Below are 23066 nucleotides of genomic sequence, written 5' to 3'. Positions count from 1 at the left end.
GCCTGCATCAGCAGGCGTTTTTTTATGAAAATGCAATAATTAAACTTTTTGAATCAGTAAGGTATCCGGCTGATTATTGCTTTTCGGATTAAGATGTTTATTCACAATTTTGATATTCCCCTCAGACTCTAAAGACTCGCAGAGTTCCACCACCTTTTGCATATCTTCAGCCTTAATGCCTACGCCGAGGATTAATTTTTTTCCGGCTTCTAATTGGCTAATTTTTGTTTGAATTTTATCTAACACTTTTTTCTCCTATTTATTCAATGTACCACCCATACAATATAGCAATTTAGTCTAAAAAAAGCGCAAAAGTTCAAATAATTTAATCTTTATTTTTCATTCAATCATTCTGTGCATGATCTTTGCAGGTTATTCTGCAACTATCTTTTATTTCACATGAAAAATCAGGAGGATAATATGTCTAAATCACGTCCAAAAATTGAAAAATTTGAAGCCCTCCTCGACCGTCTTGGTAATCTTGCTGTAGAAAGCTTTCATTATATTGCGCTGTTTATTATTGGCTGTATGGTGATCTGGTCCGCCGGCCATACCGTCATTGACATTCTGACCGTCAAACAGTTCGCCACCATTGATGACATTCTTTTATTGTTTATCTATCTGGAACTGGGTGCCATGGTTGGTATCTACTTTAAAACCAACCATATGCCAGTACGTTTCCTGATTTATATTGCGATTACTGCATTGACCCGTTTGCTGATTGCAGATATTCAACACACGCATAAAGCCAGCATGGATCTGGTGATTATTACCGGTTCGATTCTGATTTTGGCCTTTGCGATATTAGTGGTGCGCTATGCCTCATGGACCTATCCATCCGTGATCCGTGACAAACATAGTGAAAAGCCACTACCACTCGGCAAAACACCGCGCCCAGAAGATGATGAATTGGCATAGTCTTTTAAGCCCTCTTTTTTTGCACTTCAGCTTAAAGCAATACTCAAGCCTCTTTCAGGGTTTAGAACTATTTATCTCAAGCAACCTCTCCCTTGCGTAGCAGTGCTACTCATCTCCTCACAGGAGAGGGAACTATTTTGGTCTTTTTGAGTTATTTACGCTTATTGCTGAATTATCCGTTCAGAATTTAAAGCAGTTTAACGATTTGGCACCAGCACATAGCGTCCGTTTTCATAAATCCAGTAGCTGCCACGTGGCGGTGCTGGTAGTCCTAAACGCTGCCAATCAGTAATTACCGTATATCTCGAACTTTCAATCCGGGCAACATTCGGATCACCATTGACCCAGCTATAACTATTCGAATTTCGATAAATAGTGGTCGGTGCCTGATACTGAATATTTAATCCACTTTGACTCTGTGCAGGTGGATAGCCCCAATGTGGTGGTCGTTGCGGGTAATGTGGTCTTGGTGGCAGTGAACGTTGCGGATAATGCTGCCGTGGTGGATCATAAGATCGTGGAGCGCTGCGATAATTCGGTGTGGATCGATCTATACCGCTATAACCCACCCAGGCATTGTCAGCCATCGTCTGTGCAGAAGCTCCCAATAGCAAAGCAGCGAATATTGCGCTCGATAGTACGATTCTCATTTGAGCTTCCTCCGAATAATCTGCTTATATTTTAAACAAAATAGATGCGAAAAATATGGATAAGCTCGTTGGAGCTGCAATTTTTTGTAATGCGCTCGCCTATTTTCAATCTAGCGGGCTCATCGGCATCCTGCTGCTTTATGCTAAAATTACTTTTTTTAATGTTTCGAGTTGAATACTGTGTCTGATTTAAATTTCGATCGTTTACATGAATATTTTTCTAAAGTGCCGAGTGTTCAGAAAGAACGGATTGATAGCTATGGTTCAGATGGTAAACAGGCATGGTGGTTTAAGTTTCAGATCAATGTAGATCATCCGCTGGCTTGGCAAACTGTGCAAGAACTAGGTCATGTCCTGAATTATATTTCTAAAAATGAACGTCTTCCAACTCAGTTTCTTCCAGTTTCGCCACCGCCATATATGAATGGTGTAGCCAAAGATTTCCTGTCTTGGGTGATCCAGTGTAATCACGCAGATTTCCCACCCGATGTAGTTTGTGACTGGTTAGAAGCGCGTTTACCAAATCCGGTTGATGATGAAGCGCAATGGAAAATTAAAACCGATATTTCTGAGCTGGATGAATTAACGGATAAAGAGCTGGATCAGCTGGTTCCGCCGAATCCAGAATCAAAAAGCTGATAATAAAAAATCTCCCTAACTCCCTCTTTTTCAAAGAGGGACTTTCCTCCCTTTTTAAAAAGGGAGGTCAGGAGGGATTTAAAATTAAAACGTCGACCAGCCGCTCCATTCCATAAAACGATACAGCCAATATTTAAAGAACGAGTTTTCTGCATATTGAGTGTAATCTACGCTCATCGAACGGCCATTTAGATTTGACCATGCACCCTCAAAATATTGCTGGGCATCCCGGAAGACTTCGGCCTGAGGCTGACCCACCACGCGCATATTAGTTTCCAGATTATAGTTTTTCAAATTGCGTACCGTAAAATTGGCCGAACCTAAAATCATTTCAGCTTGCTGAGCATTGCGCTTCATTAGGATCTTGCTATGACATTGCTCACCCTGAGTATGACACCAACGTACATTTATACCCGCTTCGTGCAATTCTGAAGCCACCTGCCGATTTGGAATTCCATTCTTTTCACGGCCAAAGGCATCTTTATTTGGGTCGAGTAAAATCCGGACTTTGACACCACGTTCATGGGCCGCTATCAGACTTTTGATAATTTTTCGCTCAGACAGATAAAACATTGCCAGATCAATCTGTTCACTGGCTTTCGCGGTCTGAATCAGATTCAGAATCGCATCATAAATGGCTTTTTCAGTCAGCACCTGAGCTTGTGGCTGGCTACTGTCTGCCTGAAAATCCCCAGCGACAATGGCTGGCATATTCGCTTGTGACATCATGCCCACAGACAGTTCTGTTTTCAAAATATCCACAGCTGTGCTCCCCCAGACCAATAAACCAATATTGGAATGCCGTGAACTGCCATCATGCGGATTCATGGATGTGACCAGTGCTTTCCAGCCTTGATCGGTATCCACCACCATAGTTTTGCGATGATTGGCTTTAAAGTTAAACAAATCAAAATAACTGCGCAGGGTAATTTTTTCTGTTCCAAATGGATTCGGCAACCAGCCTGTTTCCGGATTATTGCCAATGCCCTGGCAACAGATATACCAGAAGCCGGACCAGCTTGGATTGGAAGCCCGCAACGGCGTCAGATTGGTTTCAATCACATCAATACCGTGCTGACGTAATTCCCGATACTGCTCGGATCTAATTCCACCATAGACCGAATTGATCGGATCGGTAATAAATTTGATTTCTACCTCAGGCTGCAGCAGACGTTTACTGATTAAAGCATCGCTCAGTTGTTGACTCAATGCCTGATGCTGCTGCGTAGATGCACCGGTTTGCTGATTAAATAAAAACATATCCAGCACAATCAGCGATTTGGCCTCTTCAATCATTTTCAGCATTTCATTAAAAATGCGATGATCTAAATGCTGTTTTCCTTCGGCATCCAGATAAGTCTGATCGGCCAGAAACTTGACTTCGGCATGACGCAGTTTGCCCGTGTAATTCAGACCTTCCGGCAAAGGCTTATACGTGTGGTAGATTGCCGAAGCCAAATAACCCACAGCCAGCATACTAATGATCAAAGTCGCATAACGGCGATTCGACCAGTTCAATTTATTGTGAATTCGTTGAAAGATACGCATAAGAAAAAACCTAACCCAATATACTCAGGCTAGGTTTTATCTTATGATTTTTCAAGTAGATTTCAGTGAGATCTAGATGATTTGGTCGATTATTTCAGTAGACCTGTTAGAAATCATACTGCACGCCGACAGTAAAGTTGCGACCCACCTGCGGAATATTCGACAGGAAGGAAGTATGTGAATACACCTGATCATCGAGCAGGTTATTGGCCTTGAAATAAACTCGATAAGCATTGTTATCTGCAATGCTATTGGCATAACTCAGGCCAACATTCACCATATTGTAGCCTTGGGTTTCATCTTCATAGCTGGCGATTTTGTCCTGATTAAAGACATGATAATACTCAGCCAAACCTGACCAGCCATCGGCAAAGTCTGCTTCTACTTTGGTGCCTAAGCGACCTGCAGGTACACGTGGTGCATTTTCGCCTTCAATCTTGCCACGTACATAGTCCCCAAAGACGCTGAGCTTATACATATCATTGATCTGATACCCGGCTTGTGCTTCTGTACCATAGAATCTGGCTTTGTCCTGGGTATATTGCACGCCACGTAAATTACCTTTTTGCGCTACCGTTTCGCCATAGATATAATCATCAAACCAGTTGTGATAGACATGCACACGGTAATCCAGTTTATCCCCTTCATAATGCAGACCTAACTCGAGATTATTTGAAGTTTCTTTATCGAGATCAGGATTACCTAGTTCATAGGTATTGGTCGCAAAATGCAAGCCATCAGCATAGAGTTCTTGAGCTAAAGGCAAACGCTGCTGATGTGATCCCACTACAGAAAGTTTGTAGTCCGGTGCAAATTCCCAGTTGGCAGCAGCGGATGCAGAGACACCAGTCCCCGAATAATCTTTCTGATCCGAATCTACTTTCACTTTTTGATGATCGACACGCGCACCAAGTTCAACATGCACATCGCCAAGTTGCTTATGCTCTAAAGCAAAAAGACTGAATTTGTCAGTTTTTGTGTCCGGCATCACGACACCTGAACTATGAACATGATGTTCTTCATCGTCCTCATCGCCATCTTCATGATGGTCATGCTCTGATGCGGCAAGATTAATTTTTTGCTGTGAAATCTGGGTTCCAATCACCCCTTCCCAGCCTGCAACTGGCACATGCACCAACTCTAAACGGCCGTCATAACCTTTGCTTTTAAAGTTACTAATGACTTCACTTTCTTCAAGTTCATTGTGTTCATAATCGGTAATGCTGGCATGTGCACGTAGTTTTTCAACACCGGCAAAAGGCTGTTCCAGTTCGGTGCGTACTTCATAGCGTTCAGATTTTAAATCTACCCATGGTCCACCATGCTCTTCATGGGCTGGTGCATCTGGGTCAGGTGTTGGACAACCATGAAAATGATCACCATGTAAAACACAACCATGATATTCATGACTATGCCCTGGTAAGCCATACTGATCCTGACGGTTGCTATAAGACAGACCGACAAAACCACGATCATGAATCCATGATCCGCCAATATTGACTGTTTGCCCTTCAGCAAAAGTATTGCCCACACGACGTTCTTTTTCTAATTCGTCATCATGCTCATGAAAATAATCCGGTGCAATATAATCATTGGCTTTACGTTTTGAGCCTTCTACACGCAAAGCAAAGTTTTCACCAATACCCGCTGTCACACCAGCACTTGCCAGTTTTTCATCACTGCCTGAGTTATAACGCAGGCCGACTGTACCTTCCAAACCATCTTCAGGCATCTGGGTCGGAATTTTTTGATCAGTGACATTCACCAGACCACCGACTGTACCGGCACCATAAAGTAATGTAGATGGACCACGAATCACTTCGACCTGTTTCGCCAGAATCGGATCAACGGTTACTGCATGGTCAGGAGACAAAGTGGATACATCCGCTGTTTCAGAAGCATGCTGCAACACTTTCACACGTGGACCATCTTGACCACGAATCACAGGACGGCTTGAGCCTGAACCATATTGATTAGAATAAACACCCAGCTCATCTGCCAAGGCATCCCCAATGGTGGTAGCACGTTCAGACAGCGCTTTCTGATCCACGACCTGATCTGCAACCGCGAAATCCGCCGCAGTCTGCACCAATGGATGAGCTTGCACCTGAATAGTGTCCATGGTCTGAACCGGGATAGAAGATGAGGATTGCTCTGCAAATACTGTAGGCGCAACTACAGCAAAAATTGACAATGTTATTAGATTCTTAGGGAAGGACATGACCGAAGCTCAAATTCAGCAATTTGGATTAATGTTATAATATAACATTTCATTGTTTTTGCAATCCTTTACGATACTCAGTGTTATATTTTATTAGAATGCCCTTTGAATATTTTTGATTACATTAAAACATTATCTTTATGCCCTTTACCTTGTCGCATGCTGTGCTTGCTCCACCTATTTCATATTTGACTGGGAATAGACTTCCTGTTGCTGCGCTGGCGATTGGCTGTATGGTGCCCGATTTATATCGTCTCTTTACTTCGAGTAATTCAAATATCACGCATTTATGGTCTTCGCTGATACATCCTGACCTGTGGATCGGACTTATTTTCTGCATGATCTGGTATGGTCTATATCGCCCAGCTATTTACCGTTTCATCGGTATTCAGCATGATTTAAAGATTCACAATATCCTTGCAGCACTAAAATTCATCCTGGTGATGTGTCTGGCAGTCATCATTGGTACAGCCACCCATTTAATCTGGGATGGACTAACGCATGTCGACTTTCGAACTTTTGCCTTTCATAACGTCTTAGCCCAACATTTTCAGTTGCTTGGACAAAGTTATCCGCTGCACCGAATTTTACAGATTGGCACCTCAGTGATTGTCTTGCCTCTTATCCTGTGGATGAGCCTGCATTACTATAAAACTCATCAGCAATATCTTGCAGTCAGTGTGAAAATCAAATCCTTTGCCTGGGGCTTATTGCTCTTTTCTATATTTACCGGCCTATTTTCTGTCTGGGATTATGCGCGCTATATTTCTACGGAAGTCTGGCAATCAGACCTCTATTATTTTACTGGTCGCTCGATCAATGAATTTAGCCAAGGCTTTCTGATCACCTTCAGTCTGGGCTGTTTACTGTTTTTATTTTTAGACAGAGAGCACAGGATGGATTAAACAAAGCACTGGCTTTGCGCCTATTCACTTTAAAATGATATTGTTTTTGACCCAAGTTCTTGTGACAACATGCCCAAAGAGGCATAATCCTACCTTTACTCAAAGCGGTACGCTGTTTACGTATTCGCTGACCTTAACCCATATAGTTGGATTTCTAACGCTATGATGCGAACTCATTACTGCGGTTCTTTAACCGAAGCTCAAATTGACCAAACCGTAACATTATGCGGTTGGGTACACCGTCGCCGTGACCACGGTGGTGTAATCTTCCTTGACATGCGTGACCGTGATGGTCTTGTTCAAGTGGTTATTGACCCAGATACTCCTGAAGCATTCGCAACTGCTGATAAAGTACGTTCAGAATTTGTATTAAAAATTACAGGCCGTGTGCGTCGCCGTTATGAAGGCACAGAAAATGCCAATATGGTGAGCGGTCAAATCGAAGTCTTGGGTAAAGAAATTGAAGTTCTTGCTCAGTCTGAAACTCCGCCATTCCCTTTGAATGACGAAAACACCAATATTTCTGAAGAAATTCGTTTGAAATACCGTTTCCTGGACATCCGTCGTCCAGAAATGCTAGATCGTTTACGTTTTCGTTCTAAATTAACCAACCTGATTCGTAACTACTTCGAAGACAATGGCTTCCTAGACGTTGAAACTCCGATCTTAACTCGTGCAACGCCTGAAGGTGCGCGTGACTATTTAGTGCCAAGCCGCGTATCTAACGGTAGCTTCTACGCACTTCCACAATCGCCACAGCTATTCAAACAGTTGTTGATGGTCGGCGGTATTGATCGTTACTACCAAATCGCGAAATGTTTCCGTGATGAAGACTTACGTGCTGACCGTCAGCCTGAATTCACCCAAATCGACGTTGAAACATCGTTCATGAGTGACGATGACATTATGGATTTAATGGAAACTTTAACCGTGAAGATGTTCAAAGAACTTCTAAACGTAGAGTTTGATAAATTCCCACGCATGACCTACAACGATGCAATGCGTGACTATGCATCTGACAAACCAGATATGCGTATTCCGTTGAAACTGGTTGACGTTGCAGACTTGATGCAAGACGTTGAGTTCAAAGTATTCGCAGGTCCTGCTAAAGATCCTAAAGGTCGTATCGTTGCGCTTCGCGTACCGGGTGCGGGTTCACTGCCACGTAGCGCGATTGATGAATACACCAAATTTGTAGGCATCTACGGTGCACGCGGTTTGGCTTACATCAAAGTCAACGAACTTGAAAAAGGCATCGAAGGTCTTCAATCTCCAATCGTGAAATTCATCGAGCCAATCGTACTTGATCTATTGAAACGTGTTGGCGCTGAAAATGGCGACATCGTATTCTTCGGTGCAGACAAAGCCAAAGTTGTAAACGATGCCATGGGTGCGCTTCGTGTGAAGATCGGTCATGATATGAAACTTGCAACTTGTGAGTGGGCACCACTTTGGGTTGTTGATTTCCCAATGTTCGAAGAAACTGATGATGGTAAATGGACCTCTGTTCACCATCCATTCACGCTACCAAAATCAAGCGTAGAAGAAGTGAAGAACAATCCAGGTGCTGCGTTGTCTGTTGCTTACGATATGGTTTTGAACGGTACTGAAATCGGTGGTGGTTCACTGCGTATTCACAATCTTGAAATGCAAAAAGCGATCTTTGAAGCACTTGGTATTGGTGAAGAAGAAGCAGAAGAGAAATTCAGTTTCTTGTTAAATGCATTACGTTATGGCGCGCCTCCGCATGGTGGTTTGGCATTTGGTCTTGACCGTCTTGTGATGCTCATGACTGGCGGTGCTTCGATTCGTGATGTCATCGCATTCCCGAAAACCAAGACTGCTGAATGTCCATTAACGCAAGCACCTGCTCCAGTTGAATCAAATCAACTGCGTGACCTGGGTATTCGCTTACGTGAAAAACCAAAAGCTGAATCTCAAGAATAATTCTTGAAGTATTAAGTGAAAAAGCTCTGCCTCGTGCGGGGCTTTTTTTGTAAGATTGAGTCGTATCTGGAACAGTGGCATAATAGCCACAGTTTTTAATCTAAGGTAATTAGCAATGGCTATGCGTCCTGCAGTTCGTAATCGCAGCATTATGCTTATTGTATTTTCAGTGGTTCAATGGCTGTTCATGCGCTATATCCTTGCCAACAACCTGTTCAACCTCGATACCAATGACCGTATTGTGTATTTTTGCCTGAGCAGTATTTTAGGTGCCCTGCTGATTTTTGTAGGTTTGATTTATATGGTGCTGAAGGGCAATCCGGACAAAGACCTATAATCTGACCATCTGGATAGCATGTACACCCTACTCAAAAATTTCTCCAAGCTTCCACTAAGATTCATTCAAAATCTTGCGCAACTGGCTGGATCTCTTTTGTATTTCAGCCATTCTTCTGCACGCCGAGTGACTGAGATTAATCTGGCCTCTGCTTATCCAGAACTTTCTGAATCTGAACGGGCTGATTTGACCAAACGCAGCCTGAAAAGTCAGTGCATGACTTATGCGGAATCAGTCAAGATTTGGGGATCATCTCCTGAATACGCGCTGTCTTTAATTCAGGATGTGCATGGCAAAGATATTTTCCTGCAAGCTTTGCAAAATCCTCAGGGCTGCTTGGCTGTAGTTCCACATTTTGGTACGTGGGAGCTATTAAATGTTTGGGTAAATCAACATACCTCCCCTGTGATTATGTATAAGCCCAGCAAGAATCAGGATGTTGACCGCTTTATGCTTGAAGCTCGGCAACGCCTGAATGCAACACTGGTCCCTACAGATGATTCTGGGGTACGTGCTGTGTTTAAGCATTTAAAACAGGGTGGTTTTTCTGCAATTTTGCCGGATCATGTTCCTAAAGAATCTGGTGGAATCTATTCTTATTTTTATGGTCAAAATGCGCTGTCCTCTACGCTTCTTTCCAAACTGGCAGCTAAAACACAATGTTCTGTAGTTGGGCTTAGTTGTTTAAGACGTGAAGATTTTTCCGGTTATGATATTTACGTGACTAAGTTATCAAATGATATTTTATCTAAAGATTTACAACTGTCAGTTGATACCTTAAATAAAGAAATGGAGCGCATGATTAATGTCGCTCCAGAACAATATTTGTGGGGGTATAAACGCTTTAGGAAGACATTAAATAAAAAAAAGTTTTATTGAAAATAAATTAAGAGGAAATTTTTACATGTACAACAAAACTAAAGTGGCTATTCTATACATTGCAACTGGTCGATATATCAAGTTCTGGGATTTTTTTTATAAATCAGCTGAGCAAAATCTTTTATTAAATAGTTCAAAACATTATTTTGTATTTACAGACTGCAAAGAATTATTAGAAAGTGATATTGAAGAAAATATTACTTATATTAAGCAACCAAAATTAGGTTGGCCGTATGACACCTTAATGAGATTTAATATCTTTTTAACCCAAAAGAATCAATTAAAAAAATTTGATTATATTTTCTTCTTCAATGCAAATACTGAAATTGTTAAAACTATTACAGAAGAAGATCTACTTCCATTAAACAGTGCTGAAAATTTAGTTTTAACTCATCAGCCTCATGCATTCCATAAAAATAAAAAGCAATTTACATATGATAGAAATCCACTTTCAAATGCATATATTCCACTTTCTCAGGGTAAACACTACTTTACAGGGGCATTAAACGGTGGGAAATCAGTAAATTTTCTTGAGATGTGTGAACATTTAAATCGTAAGACCAAAGAGGACTTAGATCAGAATATTATTGCTCTATGGCATGATGAAAGTCATCTAAATAAATATGCTCTTGATAGAACAGATGTTAAAATACTGCCGCCATATTTTACTCGTGGTGAGAAAGAATATTGGAAGAAAGAGTCGAAAGTCATGTTTTCTGATAAATCACATTATCGATTTGGTGGACATGCTTTTCTTCGTGGGGAAACAGATCAATATATTGATCAAATTGAATGGAAAAAATTAAATGGTAAACCCAAAAAAAGAATTTCATTTAGACTCAAACAATATATCAAAAGTTTTTTCATCTAAAGAACCCTTTCACTCTCTCATTTCAACCATCCGTAAAAAATATCCATGGCGTCTATTTTATTATCTAATCCCCAAATATTTCCGTAAAAGAATTGATAAAGAAGCTAATAAGCGTAATAAAAATCATATTGCCAAGTGTTTTAACTCCTTTATTGATGCTTATGACAAAGCACTCTTAAGTTTTTTTGATCTAAAACCCCAAAAAGACTTAGTAGGTAAAAAAATCATTTGGCAATATTGGGGTCAAGGATTTGAAGAAAATGCTTTACCAATTATAGTAAAGAAATGTTGTCAATCTATTGATGAGTTTAAACAAGACTATACTATCATCCGTCTTGATGAAAACAATATCTCGGAATATATTAATTTTCCTGATTTTGTCTGGGAAAAGAAAAAGAATGAAGAATATAAGCATGCCTTTTTTGCTGACCTTATTCGTTTAGCATTACTTGATGTTTATGGTGGAATCTGGATGGATGCTACTATTTTACTTACAGGCCCAATTCCAGATGAAATAAAAAATAGTAATTTATTTATGTACCAAAGGACTAAAGATGCTACCAATCAAGAGTTTTGGAATAATTTTAATCAAGATTATTTTTGCTGGGACTCAGATTCAAAAGTAAATATATTAAATAGTTTTATAGTTGCAAAACCTAAACAAGCAAACCTACACAAATGTTTAGATCTTTTACTCAATTTTTGGAAAACTCAAAATACAATTCCACATTATTTCTTTTTTCAAATTATGTTCAATGAATTAACATTAAGGGATAAATTCCAATTATTACCTATATTAGATGATACCTTACCACATCTGTATCAAGTCTATTCTTCCCAAGGAAAAGATTTAAAATTAGCAACTCAGAATAATCATATCCATAAAATGAATCGTCGTTCACTGAGAATGGATTAAAAAATCCACTCTCAGTAATTTAATCTTATTTAAAAGAAACTACTTTCCCTAAAAAATAATATTTAACTTGATTGATAATTCGGCTAATTTCCTTCTCTACTTTCATCCAACCTTTTTTCTTATATTTCTTCATTCTGGCTTTACGTTCATCAATTAAATCACTAGACAGAACAGTTTTTTTCTCTGGATATAACATCATTTCCTGTATACAACTGGCAGGTGACATTTGATAAACATCACAGTGCTTAGCATGAATAAAATCTCTAAACATCATTTCATCTAAAGGACTCAAAGATGATTGTTTAATATAATTTAGATAAGCCATAGCACCCTTAAGTGACAATATATAACCCGCTGTTCCTAAATTTTTTCCAGTTAAACGAGCAATCTGACGGTTTGTATCGTTGATTCTGTAGACTTCTTTAGCTAATAAAACCTTTTCAGAAAATGCTTCCGTTTTGATAATATGCCAATCTTCTTGAATCCACGAAGATGAATTAAAGATTTCAAATGCTCTTTCCCCTAAAAAAACATCATCTTCAAATATTGCAACATATGGAAGCTGCTCATCGACCATTTTTTGCCAAACTGACACATGACTCATAAAGCAAGCCAACTCCCCACCTGTTAAGTATTCATCCTCAACATTTAATTGCATTTTCTCTGCAAGTGGCTTTGCTAAATCAGGGACCAGAGCATCAAAAAATTCAAAACCAATATTCTGTTTACCAAATTCTTTTTCAATATGTTCACGGCGTGCTTTTGCCGTCTTCAGGCTAATTACAATATTTTTCATAGAATTTACTTACTTTGAACTAATCAAGTGCTTGATCGCATAATAACGATCACACCACATGCGCTTTTGTTTTTTAAATCCATAGGAGCGGCTTCTATTTTCAAGTGCTTTGCGAGAAATCCCCTGAGTAGCAACCGTTCCCAAAATATCACTATCGACCCCTGCTGGCTTCACTAGTGGTGGCCAAATCCCTAAACCTTTGCCATTTTGACTTAACCAAGACTGGAAGAAGATATCAACCGGCATATTTATAGTTTTGCCTGCCTCAACAAAAGCCTGTGCTCCCTGCCGCGACCAGATTAACCCTAAGCCACGAATTGGGAAATAAAAAGCATGCCATAGACTTATATCCCCTATTTGCGTAATATCTTTTGCAAGTTTTTTCTTTTTTGCAGCAATATTAATAAGATACCAGTTTAAATCTTGATGTTGGTGCAAATATTCAATGATGCTGTCAATTTTAATCTTAAAGTCACTATTAATTTTAAGGTCATCTTCCAAAACCACTAAATAATCTGCATCAGTGGCTAAAAATTTTTCAGCACATCCATAATGACTTAAATAACAACCTAACTCGGAATTCATTAAACTACGACCTAATACCTTATTAGTTTGATCGTCATTATAATTTATGAATTCAGAGAGTGCTTTACCCCGACCATCATAAGCAGCAAAACGTTCAAACCTCCAGCCCACACTATTAAGCTGCTGAGTTGCTGCAGCTAGACGCTCATCACTTCCGTCTAAATTAATTAAATAAGTTACAACTTTCATGATTAACTCTTAATGCTGAATAGATAGAGGTAAATAGTTTTTTAATTTAGCAATTAAAGCAAAAGATACCTTTTCTGCTTCTTTTGGATCAAATTGATCTAAACTCTGAATACAACCGAATTTAACAGCTGGATTATTCAGGTCTGATAAAAATGTAGATACTGAAGCTTCATTTTTTAAGTAAGCAATATTTATATCATTACACAAGATTGTTTTTTCTTCTCGAATTTTTAAATGGTTATTCAGCCCTACTGGTAAAAATTGAAAAGCACTTCTAAAACGATACCTAATCTGTTCAGCTAATGTTGTAGGGTATTTTTGAAAATAATTTTGTAGTACATCACGATCCAATATATGGGGACGATGATGAATTTCATAATATTTATTAAATCCACATAATTCAGCACTAAGCATTTGAGCAATTGTATATTTAGGCTGTAAAGGTTTACCAAAATATTTATTAAGACCTTTACGTAGATTAAATTTTGCTTTAATTAAGGAGTTATTTTCCCAATGTCCATAGACTTTTATCTGGTCACCAACTAAAAAATCATCTAATTCAGATGAGGCATTAAAGAAGAAATCATCATTCAAATAAATAAAATACTTTGATAACCCTGGAATATTCCAAAGCATAGTTTCAATACTTAAAGAATTAAATGTAGGCAAGTATTGCTCATGACCAGCAAATATTGTTCTATGATCAATTATTTTTATCTGCTCAGGAGCACATAATCCCTGTTCGAAAAAATCATGAATATGTGCAGGCTGCTGTTCATCCGTAATAATATAAATTGTTCCAAAATAGGGAACATATTTAAGAATTGAAGCAATTGAAAAATAGATTTCATCATTACTAGCAAATCGAGTTTCTTCTGCTGAACCTTTTACGATATTAGTAGATTGAAACTGTTGCCTTTTAAGTCGATGCTTTACATCATTGCCATCGACCCACGCAATAACAAAATCTATTTTTTCCATAATACTTCTAATCAACAATTAGCTTGAATAAACTCTATAACTTACTGCCAAGCGTCCTTAATCCACTGCGATGGCAACACATAACGATACCATTTACCACCCCCACCATTCACTGCATCTGGCGGATTAATCTCGCCATGAAAAACAATGATTTTGGCACCTTCAGGCTTCACAGGCGGCTTAAAATAAGCCATCGGAATTTTTTGCAGGCAATGATATTTATAGCTCTTGCACCAGCTTTCTGGCCAGTATGTCTGTTTACCTTCACGGTCTACGTACCAAGACAAATAGGCTTGCTCATTACGGAATTTTTTACGGATTTCATCAAAGTTTTCACGGAAATAAGGTAATAGACCCGGGAAAGCACCCAACTTAAACCGGTAAACCGAACTATTACCGGTGATACGCCACGGCCGTTTCCAATCATGGATAATCAGGAAGTCGCCCGGATAGGTAAAGAACTCATCGATATTATCGACAATCACTACATCAAGATCGAGGAAGAGTGCATTGCCTTCCAAACCATAAAGATCAGGTTCAAAAGTAGATAGCTTGTTCCAGCCACGCTCAGGTGCACCTTCAGGCAATGCCAAAGGTGGAATAGGAAAACATTGCACCGCAGGATCAATGCCTTCAGTACGATCCGTCAGACAGACCATTTTAAAGTCGACTGTCGTGTGTCGTTTAACCATATTGTATAAACGATTGACGTATTCCGAACCGTATTTGGTTCCCCATTTCATACAAATAACGATGTTACTCATTGCGTATGCCTAAGCTCATCTTAAAATCTTCTTGATGGTGAATATGATGACATAAGTTCGGCAGAATAAGTACATCAGTTAAAAAAAACCTCTCAAATGAGAGGTTTTTTCAATCAGTAAATTCTTAATTACTTCACATAAGTTAACCAGTGTGCATATTTAGGGTCTTTGCCCTGAACTGCATCGAAGTATGCTTTCTGGATTTGAGTGGTGATTGGACCACGTACACCCTCACCAATCTGACGATCATCGTATTCACGGATTGGTGTGACTTCTGCAGCAGTACCGGTAAAGAATGCTTCATCTGCGATGTAGAACTCATCACGGGTAATACGGCGTTCAATTACGTCATAACCCAGGTCTTTAGCAATAGTAATAATGGTTTGACGGGTAATACCATCCAATGCACCGCCTGCGATATCAGGCGTATGAATCACGCCATCACGCACCAGGAATACGTTTTCACCTGAACCTTGGCATACATAGCCTTGCGGGTCGAGCAGCATTGCTTCGTCATAACCTGAATGCGCCACTTCCTGATGTGCAAGAATGGACAAGGTGTAGTTACCTGATGCTTTGGCCTTACACATGGTCACGTTCGGATGATGGTGGGTAAATGAAGAAGTTTTTACGCGAATACCCTTCGCCATTGCTTCTTCGCCCAGGTACGCCCCCCAGCTCCATGCCGCAACTACGGCATGAATGGTATTGTCAGTTGCAGCGATACCGAGTTTTTCAGAACCAATAAAAATAATTGGACGTAAATAGCAAGACGCTAATTTGTTTTCACGAACAACATCAATTTGAGCCTGTTCTAATGCTGCTTGATCAAATGGAACTTTCATTTGATAAATTTTTGCAGAATTCAACAAACGCTTGGTATGTTCTTTTAGACGGAAAATAGCCGTTCCATTCGGGGTTTCATAAGCTCGGACACCTTCAAACACACCCATGCTGTAATGCAAAGTATGTGTTAATACGTGAGTTTTTGCCTCACGCCAGTCAACTAGTTGTCCATCTTGCCAAATGAAACCATCACGATCAGCCAAATTCATGCCACAAACTCCAATTTCTCACAATTATTCACTATCCAGTACAAAGTCTGCACTTGGATCAATTAGTCTTTGCCATAACTTGCAAACGGTCATTCGGGTATCGTGCCAGTCGCTTGCAGACACTTGCATGGATTGATTTGCAAGGGCTAAGCGATGGCTCTCGGCGCGTTCACGGAGATAAGCTTGAATCAGAGCAGTCGCATCGTCGCTGGATAAGCAACCTGATTTTGCGGCATCCTCAAGAATTCGTACATTGTCGGAGAAATGGGCGAGATCTTTATTCGTCCCACTCCAGGCCAACACCGCATACTGTGCCATAAATTCGATGTCTACGATACCACCTGCATCTTGTTTTAAATGAAAAATACCATCTTTTTTTTGCTCTTTAGAAGAACCGAGATGCTCCTTCATTTTCTGACGCATTTTCAGTACTTCTGCCCGTACATAATTTTCATCGCGAGGCTGAATCAAAATATCCCGGCGCAAGACTTCAAACTTTTTCCGCAAGCTCATTTCACCCGCAATCGGACGGGCTCGCACCAAGGCCTGATGCTCCCATAACCAGGCACTCTTGAACTGATATTGTTCAAAGGCTTTCAAACTGGTCACCAAAAGCCCAGCTTCGCCCGATGGACGCAAGCGGGTATCGACTTCATATACGCGTCCATCTAGGGTTTGCGTGGTCATGAGGGACATAAACTTTTGTGCGACACGCATGGCAAACTCAAAACCACTGATCGGCTTGAGTCCATCGGTATCGGCCTGTTCACCCATATAGTGAATAAAGACCAGATCCAGATCCGAGCCATAACCCAGTTCAATACCACCGACTTTACCATAACCAATGACTGCAAAAGCAGTATGCTCGACTGAACAGCGCTGCCCTTCTGCATCCAGTGGAAAACCATGCTTTTTCGCCACAATCTGATAGGCCAGATGCAGCGCTGCATTCACCGATACTTCAGCAATATCGGTCAAGGCATCAGAAACTTTCATCAACGGGCTTTCTGCCAGCACATCACTGGCGGCTACAGCAAGTACATTGGATTTTTTAAACAGGCGCAAGACCCGCATCTGGTCTTCGACCTGATCAACTTCAATGCGCAACAGTTGCTGGCGCAAGGAATCTTCCAGATCCTGACGTTTTGGCAATTCAAAATCCATTGACAGGAATTCATCCAGCAGTACCGGATAATGAGTCAGTTCTTCGCAAATCCATGGACTAACCGTTGCCATTTTAACCAGACGCTGCAATGCGCCTTTGCTCTCGATTAACATCACCAGATATACCGTACGGCGCATCACTGATTCAACTAGGGGCATTAAGCGTACCAACGCCACCTGAGGATCATTTGACTGTAAAACGGCTTCAATTAAATGTGGCCAGAAGGTTTTTAAACGTTGTACCGCCTTTGCCGGTAATTTTTTTAAGGCATGCCCATTCCAAAACTCATAAACGAGATTCTTCGCATTCTCATCCAACACTTCTTTGAGTTTTTTTTCCAGCTGTGAAAAACTTTCAACCAGGGTATCTGGACCATTTTCCTTAATTAAATGATCAAACTGATACATAACTTTGTCACGTTTCTCATTGAGATATGCCATAAAGCTATCCCAATTAGCAAAACCAAGCGTGTCCGTTATACGCGCCCTTAACTCTGGCTCAGTCGGTAGTGATTGCGTTTGCTGATCATGCAGTGCCTGAATCGCGTGCTCGACCCGACGCAGGAATAAGTAAGCATCTTCCAGATCCTGCACCGCCTGTTCATCCAGTAACTCGGCATCATCCAGATGATTCAGATTCACCAGACACTGCCGATCCTGCAATTCAAGTTTGGCGCCGCCGTAAATCAACTGAAACACCTGCACGATAAACTCGACTTCGCGAATGCCACCGGCTCCGAGCTTGATATCATCTTCAATATTACGGCGCTGTACTTCGCGCTCGATCATAGCTTTCATTTCGCGCATGGCTTCAAAAGCGCTGTAATCGACGTACTTGCGAAATACAAATGGACGGGTCATCTCCAGCAGCTCATCGCCTTCCGGACTTGGATTGACAATACGCGCTTTAATCCAGGCATAACGCTCCCATTCACGCCCATGCTGGCTCAGATATTTTTCCAAGGCCGCGTGGCTAATGGCCAGCGCCGAACCATCGCCCCAGGGACGGAGGCGCATATCCACCCGGAATACAAAACCATCCGCCGTGATCTGATCCAGCAAATGAATCAGTTTCTGTCCCCACAGGATGCAAAACTGCTGCACATCAATACATTTGCGCCCATCGGTTTCACCCTGCTCATCGAAGGCAAAAATCAAGTCGATATCACTGGAAAGATTGAGTTCTTGGGCGCCGAGTTTGCCCATCGCGATGACAATCAGATCCTGGACTTTTCCGTTATAGCCAATCGGCTGGCCATACTTGGCAGCGACCGGAATACGGGCAAAATCTTTCGCCGCACAGATGCAGGCATCGGCAAAATCGGAGAGTTCTTGAGTGAGGGTAATAACATCGGTGAGTTGATTGGCATCCTGCCAGATCCAGCGAAACATCAAACGAGCCCGCAGAATACGCATTGCGCGCATCCACGTTGCTTCATCGCTTATATTCAGGATGCAGTGCTGCACCAGCTGATCAATATATTCCCGACTGAGTGAGCCTTGAAACTGATCAATTGCATAATCCTGTTCCAGTAAACTCTGGTGATTGGCCAATACCTGTTCGGTATATTGGCTAGCTCTTAAGGTTTTCTGCAATTGTGCCGCATTCATCACTCAACTCTTCCCCTGAAACATTCTGCTTAGTTTTGACATACTCCCACCACTTTCACGATGTTCAAGTGGGGGATTCTAAAAGTAAAAGCTCTTAGGTGACTTCCTCACGGATTTCACTTGCTTTCTGCTTCGCAAGGCGACCTTTACCGCATCCACCCTCCACAGACAAAACGGTATGTCCTACCGCCAAAATATTGCGAGAAGCATTAATATCTGCATTCTCGCCAAAGCTACACTCGACACAACTAAAGTTTGCTTGAGTAAGCCTATTTTCTTTTGCAACGTGACCACATGAACTACAAGTCTGACTTGTATATTTAGGGTCAACTTTAACGAGTAAACCACCTCGCCATTGCTGTTTGTACACCAACATATTAACAAGCATTGACCAACCTTGATCCAGGATTGATTTATTTAAGCCGGACTTGGCTTTAACATTCTTTCCTTTTTTCTCGATTGAGCCTTTCGCTGACTTCGACATATTGGCTACTTTTAAGTCCTCAACTACGATCATTGCGTGGTTTTTGCTGAGCGTTGTGGTGACTTTGTGCAAGTAGTCATGCCGAATATTGGCAATATGATGGTGTAATGTATTGATCTTGAGATTCAGCTTTTTCCAATTTTGACTGAACTTGTTTTTCTTTCTCAGCTTGCGCTGAAGCCTAGCCAACTTTACTTGATTGGCCTTGAAACTATTGATCGGGTCGAATACTTGACCACTAGACGTTGTAATTAACTTTTTAACACCTAAATCAATGCCAACGGCTGATTTTGATGGGTGGACTGGTGCTTCTACTGTGTTTTCAGCACCAAATGACACATACCATTTCCCGACATGCTTTGAGATTGTGACGTTCTTAATCTCACCCACAATATTTTGTGATTTTCTGAATTTCACAACGCCAATGTCATTAGGTAACTTAACTTGGTTGCCTTTAACCCAACAATATCTGCCAAATTGAACAATACGAATGGAATCATAACCATCAGATTTCTTTTTGAATCGTGGCATAAGTGTTCTAAGTTGAACTTCACCACCATCGGATAATTTAAAAAATCGTGGCTTCTTAGCTCTAAATGGTTTTTGCTTTAACTTAGCTTGTTCCTTTTTGTTAAAAAACTTCCCCCAAGCATCACCAAGATCACGAACTTTTTGTTGGAGTGAAACGCCATTTGAGCTGTTTTCTAGAAAAGCACATTCAGGTTTTTTGCGTAATTCAGGAATTTTATTGACTAAATTAACTTTGTTGATTCGCTCATTATTAGCAAGCATCTCGAACGAAACAGCTAAAATTTGATTCCAAACAAAACGTGCAGAGCCAAGCAACTTGTTTAAAACAAGCTCCTGTTCCGCATTAGGCTCAAGCCTAAATTTGTACGCTTTGTTGATCTTCATTTCGCCTTAAATCTATTTAGATACAGAAACTTAATGCAAATTATTCTATCATATTGCACTAAAAAAAAGTCGTGAAATTCACCTCCACCCTAATGTTGGGTGGAGTCCTCTTTCACACTAAAGATAGCAGGAGTTTTGTCTCAGTGGGAATGTTTTAGTTTGAAATTTACCTTTTAAGATTGCTCGGCATGTACATCTTCAAGCACTAGCGCCTGATGATCATTGGTAACCATCGGCAAATGCACAGTAAAGGTCGTACCACGGCCCTCTTTGGAATCTACAGCAATTTGACCATGGTTCAGGTCAATAAAGCGCTTGCAGAGTACCAGACCCAAACCTACCCCTTTCTCTTCAGCTGTGCCTCTGACACTCACACCCAAAGTCGGTTTAAACAGATTCTGCATCTGTTCTTCGGTCATGCCCAGGCCAGTATCCTGAATCGTAATCTTGACCTGCTCGCCTTCCATCTCTGCAGCTAAAATCACTTTACCGCCTTGATTCACCGGGGTAAATTTAAGCGCATTCGACACCAGGTTTTGCAAGACAGAGGTAATCATGTTGATATCCGCATGTACCTTGATGTCTTCAGGAATATTATCGACCAGTTCGATCTTTTTATTTAAGGCCAAACTTTTCAGAACACCACATACAATCTTGCTGGACTGTTTCAATTCATAATTGATCGGATGATAAACAAAGCGCCCACCCTCTGCCATCGCCCAAGTCAGCAGGCTTTCCAGCAGGTTATAGGTCGATTGTGCATTATCATATAAATAATCCGCAATACTCTGAATACTGGATTCATCCAGTGTGTCACGTTCCTGTGCCAGTACTTCGGAAAAGCCGAGCAAGCCGTGAAACGGTGCACGCAGATCATGCGCAATAATCTGGAAAAATTTAGTTTTACTGAAATTTTGTGCGCATTGCTGCTCGTATAATTCTTTCAACTCAGTATGTTCTTGATTGAGCTGAATTCGAATCACTAAACTTTCAGCAAATTGTTTGATGGTGGCAATATCGTCCTGATCGAACAGTTCAGTCTGATCATCAAAGAAAATGACCTGTCCAAAAGACACACCGCTACTTGATTTTAAATTAAAGGCGACTAATCTCTGATGCGCTACACCGAGATCTTTCACATAATTTGACAATTCTGTATAAGCAGGATGCGTCTGGTCAATGACATCTGACTGTTGCAGATACGCAGGCAGATTCACTTCCTGTGGGGCGTGCAAGGCCCGAAAACCGCGCGGACAGATGTACCAGATATAGGGTTCCGTGTGGAAGCCGATAATACTGGTTTTAACGTTTAAAACTTTACGGGCGATCTTACAAAAGGTGTCTAATAGGTTGTTGGAGGTATAGACACCTAAAATGAGAGATATACGGCACGAGCTTAATTGCTCCGTATTCTGACCGACCTCTAGCAGTTTTAGTTCCATGTCTGCCTCTCTGAATGTTTATGGAATATAGAAAACACTGCCGACCAAATTCATACAATCAATAACAAAGATTCTATATTTACTCAACGATGAAAACTCACCTATAGGTTAAAGGATTTGTTAACCTGTTTCTATCCAGATACATTCTTAACCGCAAAGCACTGATATTTAATTGATTAAGAATAACTTGAAAATTTACTATTCGAAAAAAACCTACATAAGTATTTGAAATTAATATATCTCACCTAAAATAAGCATGTTTATTTGTATTTACTGTAACACACTATTGACTAAAAAATACCCACTATAGCTTTTTACTCTATTTGGAGTAAAAGCTAATGATTTTTCAATTATATAACTTGACCTTATGATTAAAAAGAAATTTTATATCAGGTTTCATCTATCTAATAACACTCAGAATTATTTTTTAATTTTTAAAACTATCTTAACAATTCCAGTCTACGAAATATTTAAATATCAGGATATTGACTAAAAACAGGCCAAAAAAGCCACTGAGAATTGTAAAGATTTTACATTCATTAACAAATTAATTGCAGAAATTTTGTATTTTTTATCATCAATGCAGTTTTAGAAGCTGGAATAGTAATATTAAGATAGACCACTTATAGACTATGCATGTCCAAGTCAAACCAATCAGTTCAAAATAGCTATAAAAAAGCGGCCTAAAAAAGACCGCCTTTTTACATGGCTGCTTAATTGTCAGAAATCAACGCCACTTGCTGTACATAGTTAAACAGCTTTAATTTAGAAGCATTCACTTCTTCTTCAGGTGCTTGATTCTTTAAATCACGGTGTACCCGAAGATAATGTTGACGTAAGGTATGACGCTCTGTCGCATTATAGGTTTTGGTAAATTCATTGATGGCTGGATCACCATCTTTGACAATTCGATCCACCCAACGCTGTAATTGAGCTGTCTTTTTAAGACCTTGTTTAGGTGTTAAATAAGACAAAATTACCGTTTCATTTTCATTGCGTAATAATTTACCAATCCGTGAAAATTGACGGCGACGTGCTTCATGCGAACTAATTGCCTGCACATCAAGTAAGGCGTCAATCAAACGCTCATCTACGGGTAGGTTTTTAATTTGTTTAGCGCTCAGCTCTGCAAGCTGCGCACCTAAAGCAGCCATACGCTGGACTGCTTTTTTCTGTTCGGTCTTACTTGCGCGTCCCTCTAAAGAATCAAAATCTTCTTCAGTTAAACTGTTCGGTCGACGTGCCACGA

The 23066-nt window shown here is 40.5% G+C and carries 21 protein-coding genes; 8 read left to right on the top strand and 13 right to left on the bottom strand.

Going from position 1 to position 23066, the window contains the following annotated elements; genetic code table 11:
- Positions 1 to 39 precede the first annotated feature (39 nt).
- The gene (locus tag F995_RS14610) at positions 40 to 246 is read right to left on the bottom strand and encodes a hypothetical protein (protein WP_004278311.1); all 207 of its coding nucleotides are present in this window, start codon (positions 244 to 246) and stop codon (positions 40 to 42) included.
- A 174-nt stretch (positions 247 to 420) separates the two neighbouring features.
- On the opposite strand from F995_RS14610, the gene F995_RS14605 reads away from it, so the two are divergent.
- Positions 421 to 918, top strand: a complete 498-nt coding sequence (locus F995_RS14605) for a phosphate-starvation-inducible protein PsiE (RefSeq protein WP_004647497.1) — start codon at positions 421 to 423, stop codon at positions 916 to 918.
- A 197-nt stretch (positions 919 to 1115) separates the two neighbouring features.
- Here the strand turns inward: F995_RS14605 and F995_RS14600 are convergent, their stop codons facing one another.
- Positions 1116 to 1568, bottom strand: a complete 453-nt coding sequence (locus F995_RS14600) for an RcnB family protein (RefSeq protein WP_004647496.1) — start codon at positions 1566 to 1568, stop codon at positions 1116 to 1118.
- Between the two features lie 180 nt (positions 1569 to 1748).
- Between F995_RS14600 and F995_RS14595 the strand changes: the two genes are divergently transcribed.
- Positions 1749 to 2207, top strand: a complete 459-nt coding sequence (locus F995_RS14595; RefSeq protein WP_004647495.1) for a hypothetical protein — start codon at positions 1749 to 1751, stop codon at positions 2205 to 2207.
- 84 nt (positions 2208 to 2291) lie between these two features.
- Here the strand turns inward: F995_RS14595 and F995_RS14590 are convergent, their stop codons facing one another.
- Complete coding sequence (locus F995_RS14590; protein ID WP_004647494.1) at positions 2292 to 3755, bottom strand: phospholipase D-like domain-containing protein; 1464 nt, start codon at positions 3753 to 3755, stop codon at positions 2292 to 2294.
- Between the two features lie 106 nt (positions 3756 to 3861).
- Positions 3862 to 5976 (bottom strand): zinc piracy TonB-dependent receptor ZnuD, encoded by a 2115-nt coding sequence (znuD, locus tag F995_RS14585; RefSeq protein WP_004647492.1) that lies wholly within the window; start codon positions 5974 to 5976, stop codon positions 3862 to 3864.
- A 140-nt stretch (positions 5977 to 6116) separates the two neighbouring features.
- Between znuD and F995_RS14580 the strand changes: the two genes are divergently transcribed.
- From F995_RS14580 to F995_RS14555, 6 genes are all read left to right on the top strand, one after another.
- Entirely contained in the window at positions 6117 to 6881 is a 765-nt protein-coding gene (locus F995_RS14580) for a DUF4184 family protein (RefSeq protein ID WP_004647491.1), read from the top strand.
- Between the two features lie 162 nt (positions 6882 to 7043).
- Positions 7044 to 8828, top strand: a complete 1785-nt coding sequence (gene aspS / locus F995_RS14575) for an aspartate--tRNA ligase (RefSeq protein ID WP_004647490.1) — start codon at positions 7044 to 7046, stop codon at positions 8826 to 8828.
- Between the two features lie 115 nt (positions 8829 to 8943).
- Positions 8944 to 9165 (top strand): hypothetical protein, encoded by a 222-nt coding sequence (locus tag F995_RS14570; protein ID WP_004278319.1) that lies wholly within the window; start codon positions 8944 to 8946, stop codon positions 9163 to 9165.
- An 18-nt stretch (positions 9166 to 9183) separates the two neighbouring features.
- Positions 9184 to 10044 carry a lysophospholipid acyltransferase family protein gene (locus F995_RS14565; protein WP_004647489.1) on the top strand — a complete coding sequence of 287 codons (861 nt, stop codon included), beginning with the start codon at positions 9184 to 9186 and terminating at the stop codon, positions 10042 to 10044.
- Positions 10025 to 10915, top strand: a complete 891-nt coding sequence (locus F995_RS14560) for a family 6 glucosyltransferase (protein WP_307722551.1) — start codon at positions 10025 to 10027, stop codon at positions 10913 to 10915. Before F995_RS14565 ends, F995_RS14560 begins: the two co-directional genes overlap by 20 nt.
- Positions 10851 to 11831: a capsular polysaccharide synthesis protein gene (locus F995_RS14555; protein WP_016806789.1), complete on the top strand. Its 981-nt coding sequence runs from the start codon at positions 10851 to 10853 to the stop codon at positions 11829 to 11831. The genes F995_RS14560 and F995_RS14555 overlap by 65 nt, the downstream gene beginning before the upstream one ends.
- A gap of 25 nt (positions 11832 to 11856) precedes the next feature.
- On the opposite strand, the gene F995_RS14550 is transcribed toward F995_RS14555, so the two are convergent.
- The 9 genes from F995_RS14550 to yjgA all read right to left on the bottom strand — a co-directional run bounded on the left by F995_RS14550 (position 11857) and on the right by yjgA (position 23064).
- Entirely contained in the window at positions 11857 to 12627 is a 771-nt protein-coding gene (locus F995_RS14550; protein ID WP_004647487.1) for a glycosyltransferase family 25 protein, read from the bottom strand.
- Positions 12628 to 12636: 9 nt separating this feature from the next.
- Positions 12637 to 13401 (bottom strand): glycosyltransferase family 25 protein, encoded by a 765-nt coding sequence (locus tag F995_RS14545; protein WP_004647486.1) that lies wholly within the window; start codon positions 13399 to 13401, stop codon positions 12637 to 12639.
- A 9-nt stretch (positions 13402 to 13410) separates the two neighbouring features.
- Positions 13411 to 14382, bottom strand: coding sequence for a Stealth CR1 domain-containing protein (locus F995_RS14540; RefSeq protein ID WP_004647485.1), 972 nt, complete (start codon positions 14380 to 14382; stop codon positions 13411 to 13413).
- 41 nt (positions 14383 to 14423) lie between these two features.
- Positions 14424 to 15146: a hypothetical protein gene (locus F995_RS14535; RefSeq protein WP_004647484.1), complete on the bottom strand. Its 723-nt coding sequence runs from the start codon at positions 15144 to 15146 to the stop codon at positions 14424 to 14426.
- Positions 15147 to 15274: 128 nt separating this feature from the next.
- Positions 15275 to 16201: a branched-chain amino acid transaminase gene (locus tag F995_RS14530; protein ID WP_004278329.1), complete on the bottom strand. Its 927-nt coding sequence runs from the start codon at positions 16199 to 16201 to the stop codon at positions 15275 to 15277.
- Between the two features lie 24 nt (positions 16202 to 16225).
- Entirely contained in the window at positions 16226 to 18976 is a 2751-nt protein-coding gene (glnE, locus tag F995_RS14525) for a bifunctional [glutamate--ammonia ligase]-adenylyl-L-tyrosine phosphorylase/[glutamate--ammonia-ligase] adenylyltransferase (protein ID WP_004647483.1), read from the bottom strand.
- Positions 18977 to 19070: 94 nt separating this feature from the next.
- Entirely contained in the window at positions 19071 to 20375 is a 1305-nt protein-coding gene (locus F995_RS14520; RefSeq protein WP_004647482.1) for an RNA-guided endonuclease InsQ/TnpB family protein, read from the bottom strand.
- 173 nt (positions 20376 to 20548) lie between these two features.
- Positions 20549 to 21817, bottom strand: a complete 1269-nt coding sequence (locus F995_RS14515; RefSeq protein ID WP_004647481.1) for a sensor histidine kinase — start codon at positions 21815 to 21817, stop codon at positions 20549 to 20551.
- Positions 21818 to 22530: 713 nt separating this feature from the next.
- Complete coding sequence (gene yjgA, locus F995_RS14510; RefSeq protein ID WP_004278333.1) at positions 22531 to 23064, bottom strand: ribosome biogenesis factor YjgA; 534 nt, start codon at positions 23062 to 23064, stop codon at positions 22531 to 22533.
- Between the last annotated feature and the right edge of the window lie 2 nt (positions 23065 to 23066).

Origin of the sequence: Acinetobacter sp. CIP A162 (assembly GCF_000367905.1) — a bacterium.
GTDB classification, from domain to species: Bacteria; Pseudomonadota; Gammaproteobacteria; order Pseudomonadales; family Moraxellaceae; genus Acinetobacter; species Acinetobacter lwoffii.
Note: the sequence above shows the minus strand (reverse complement) of the source record. Positions and strands in the feature narration are given on the sequence as shown.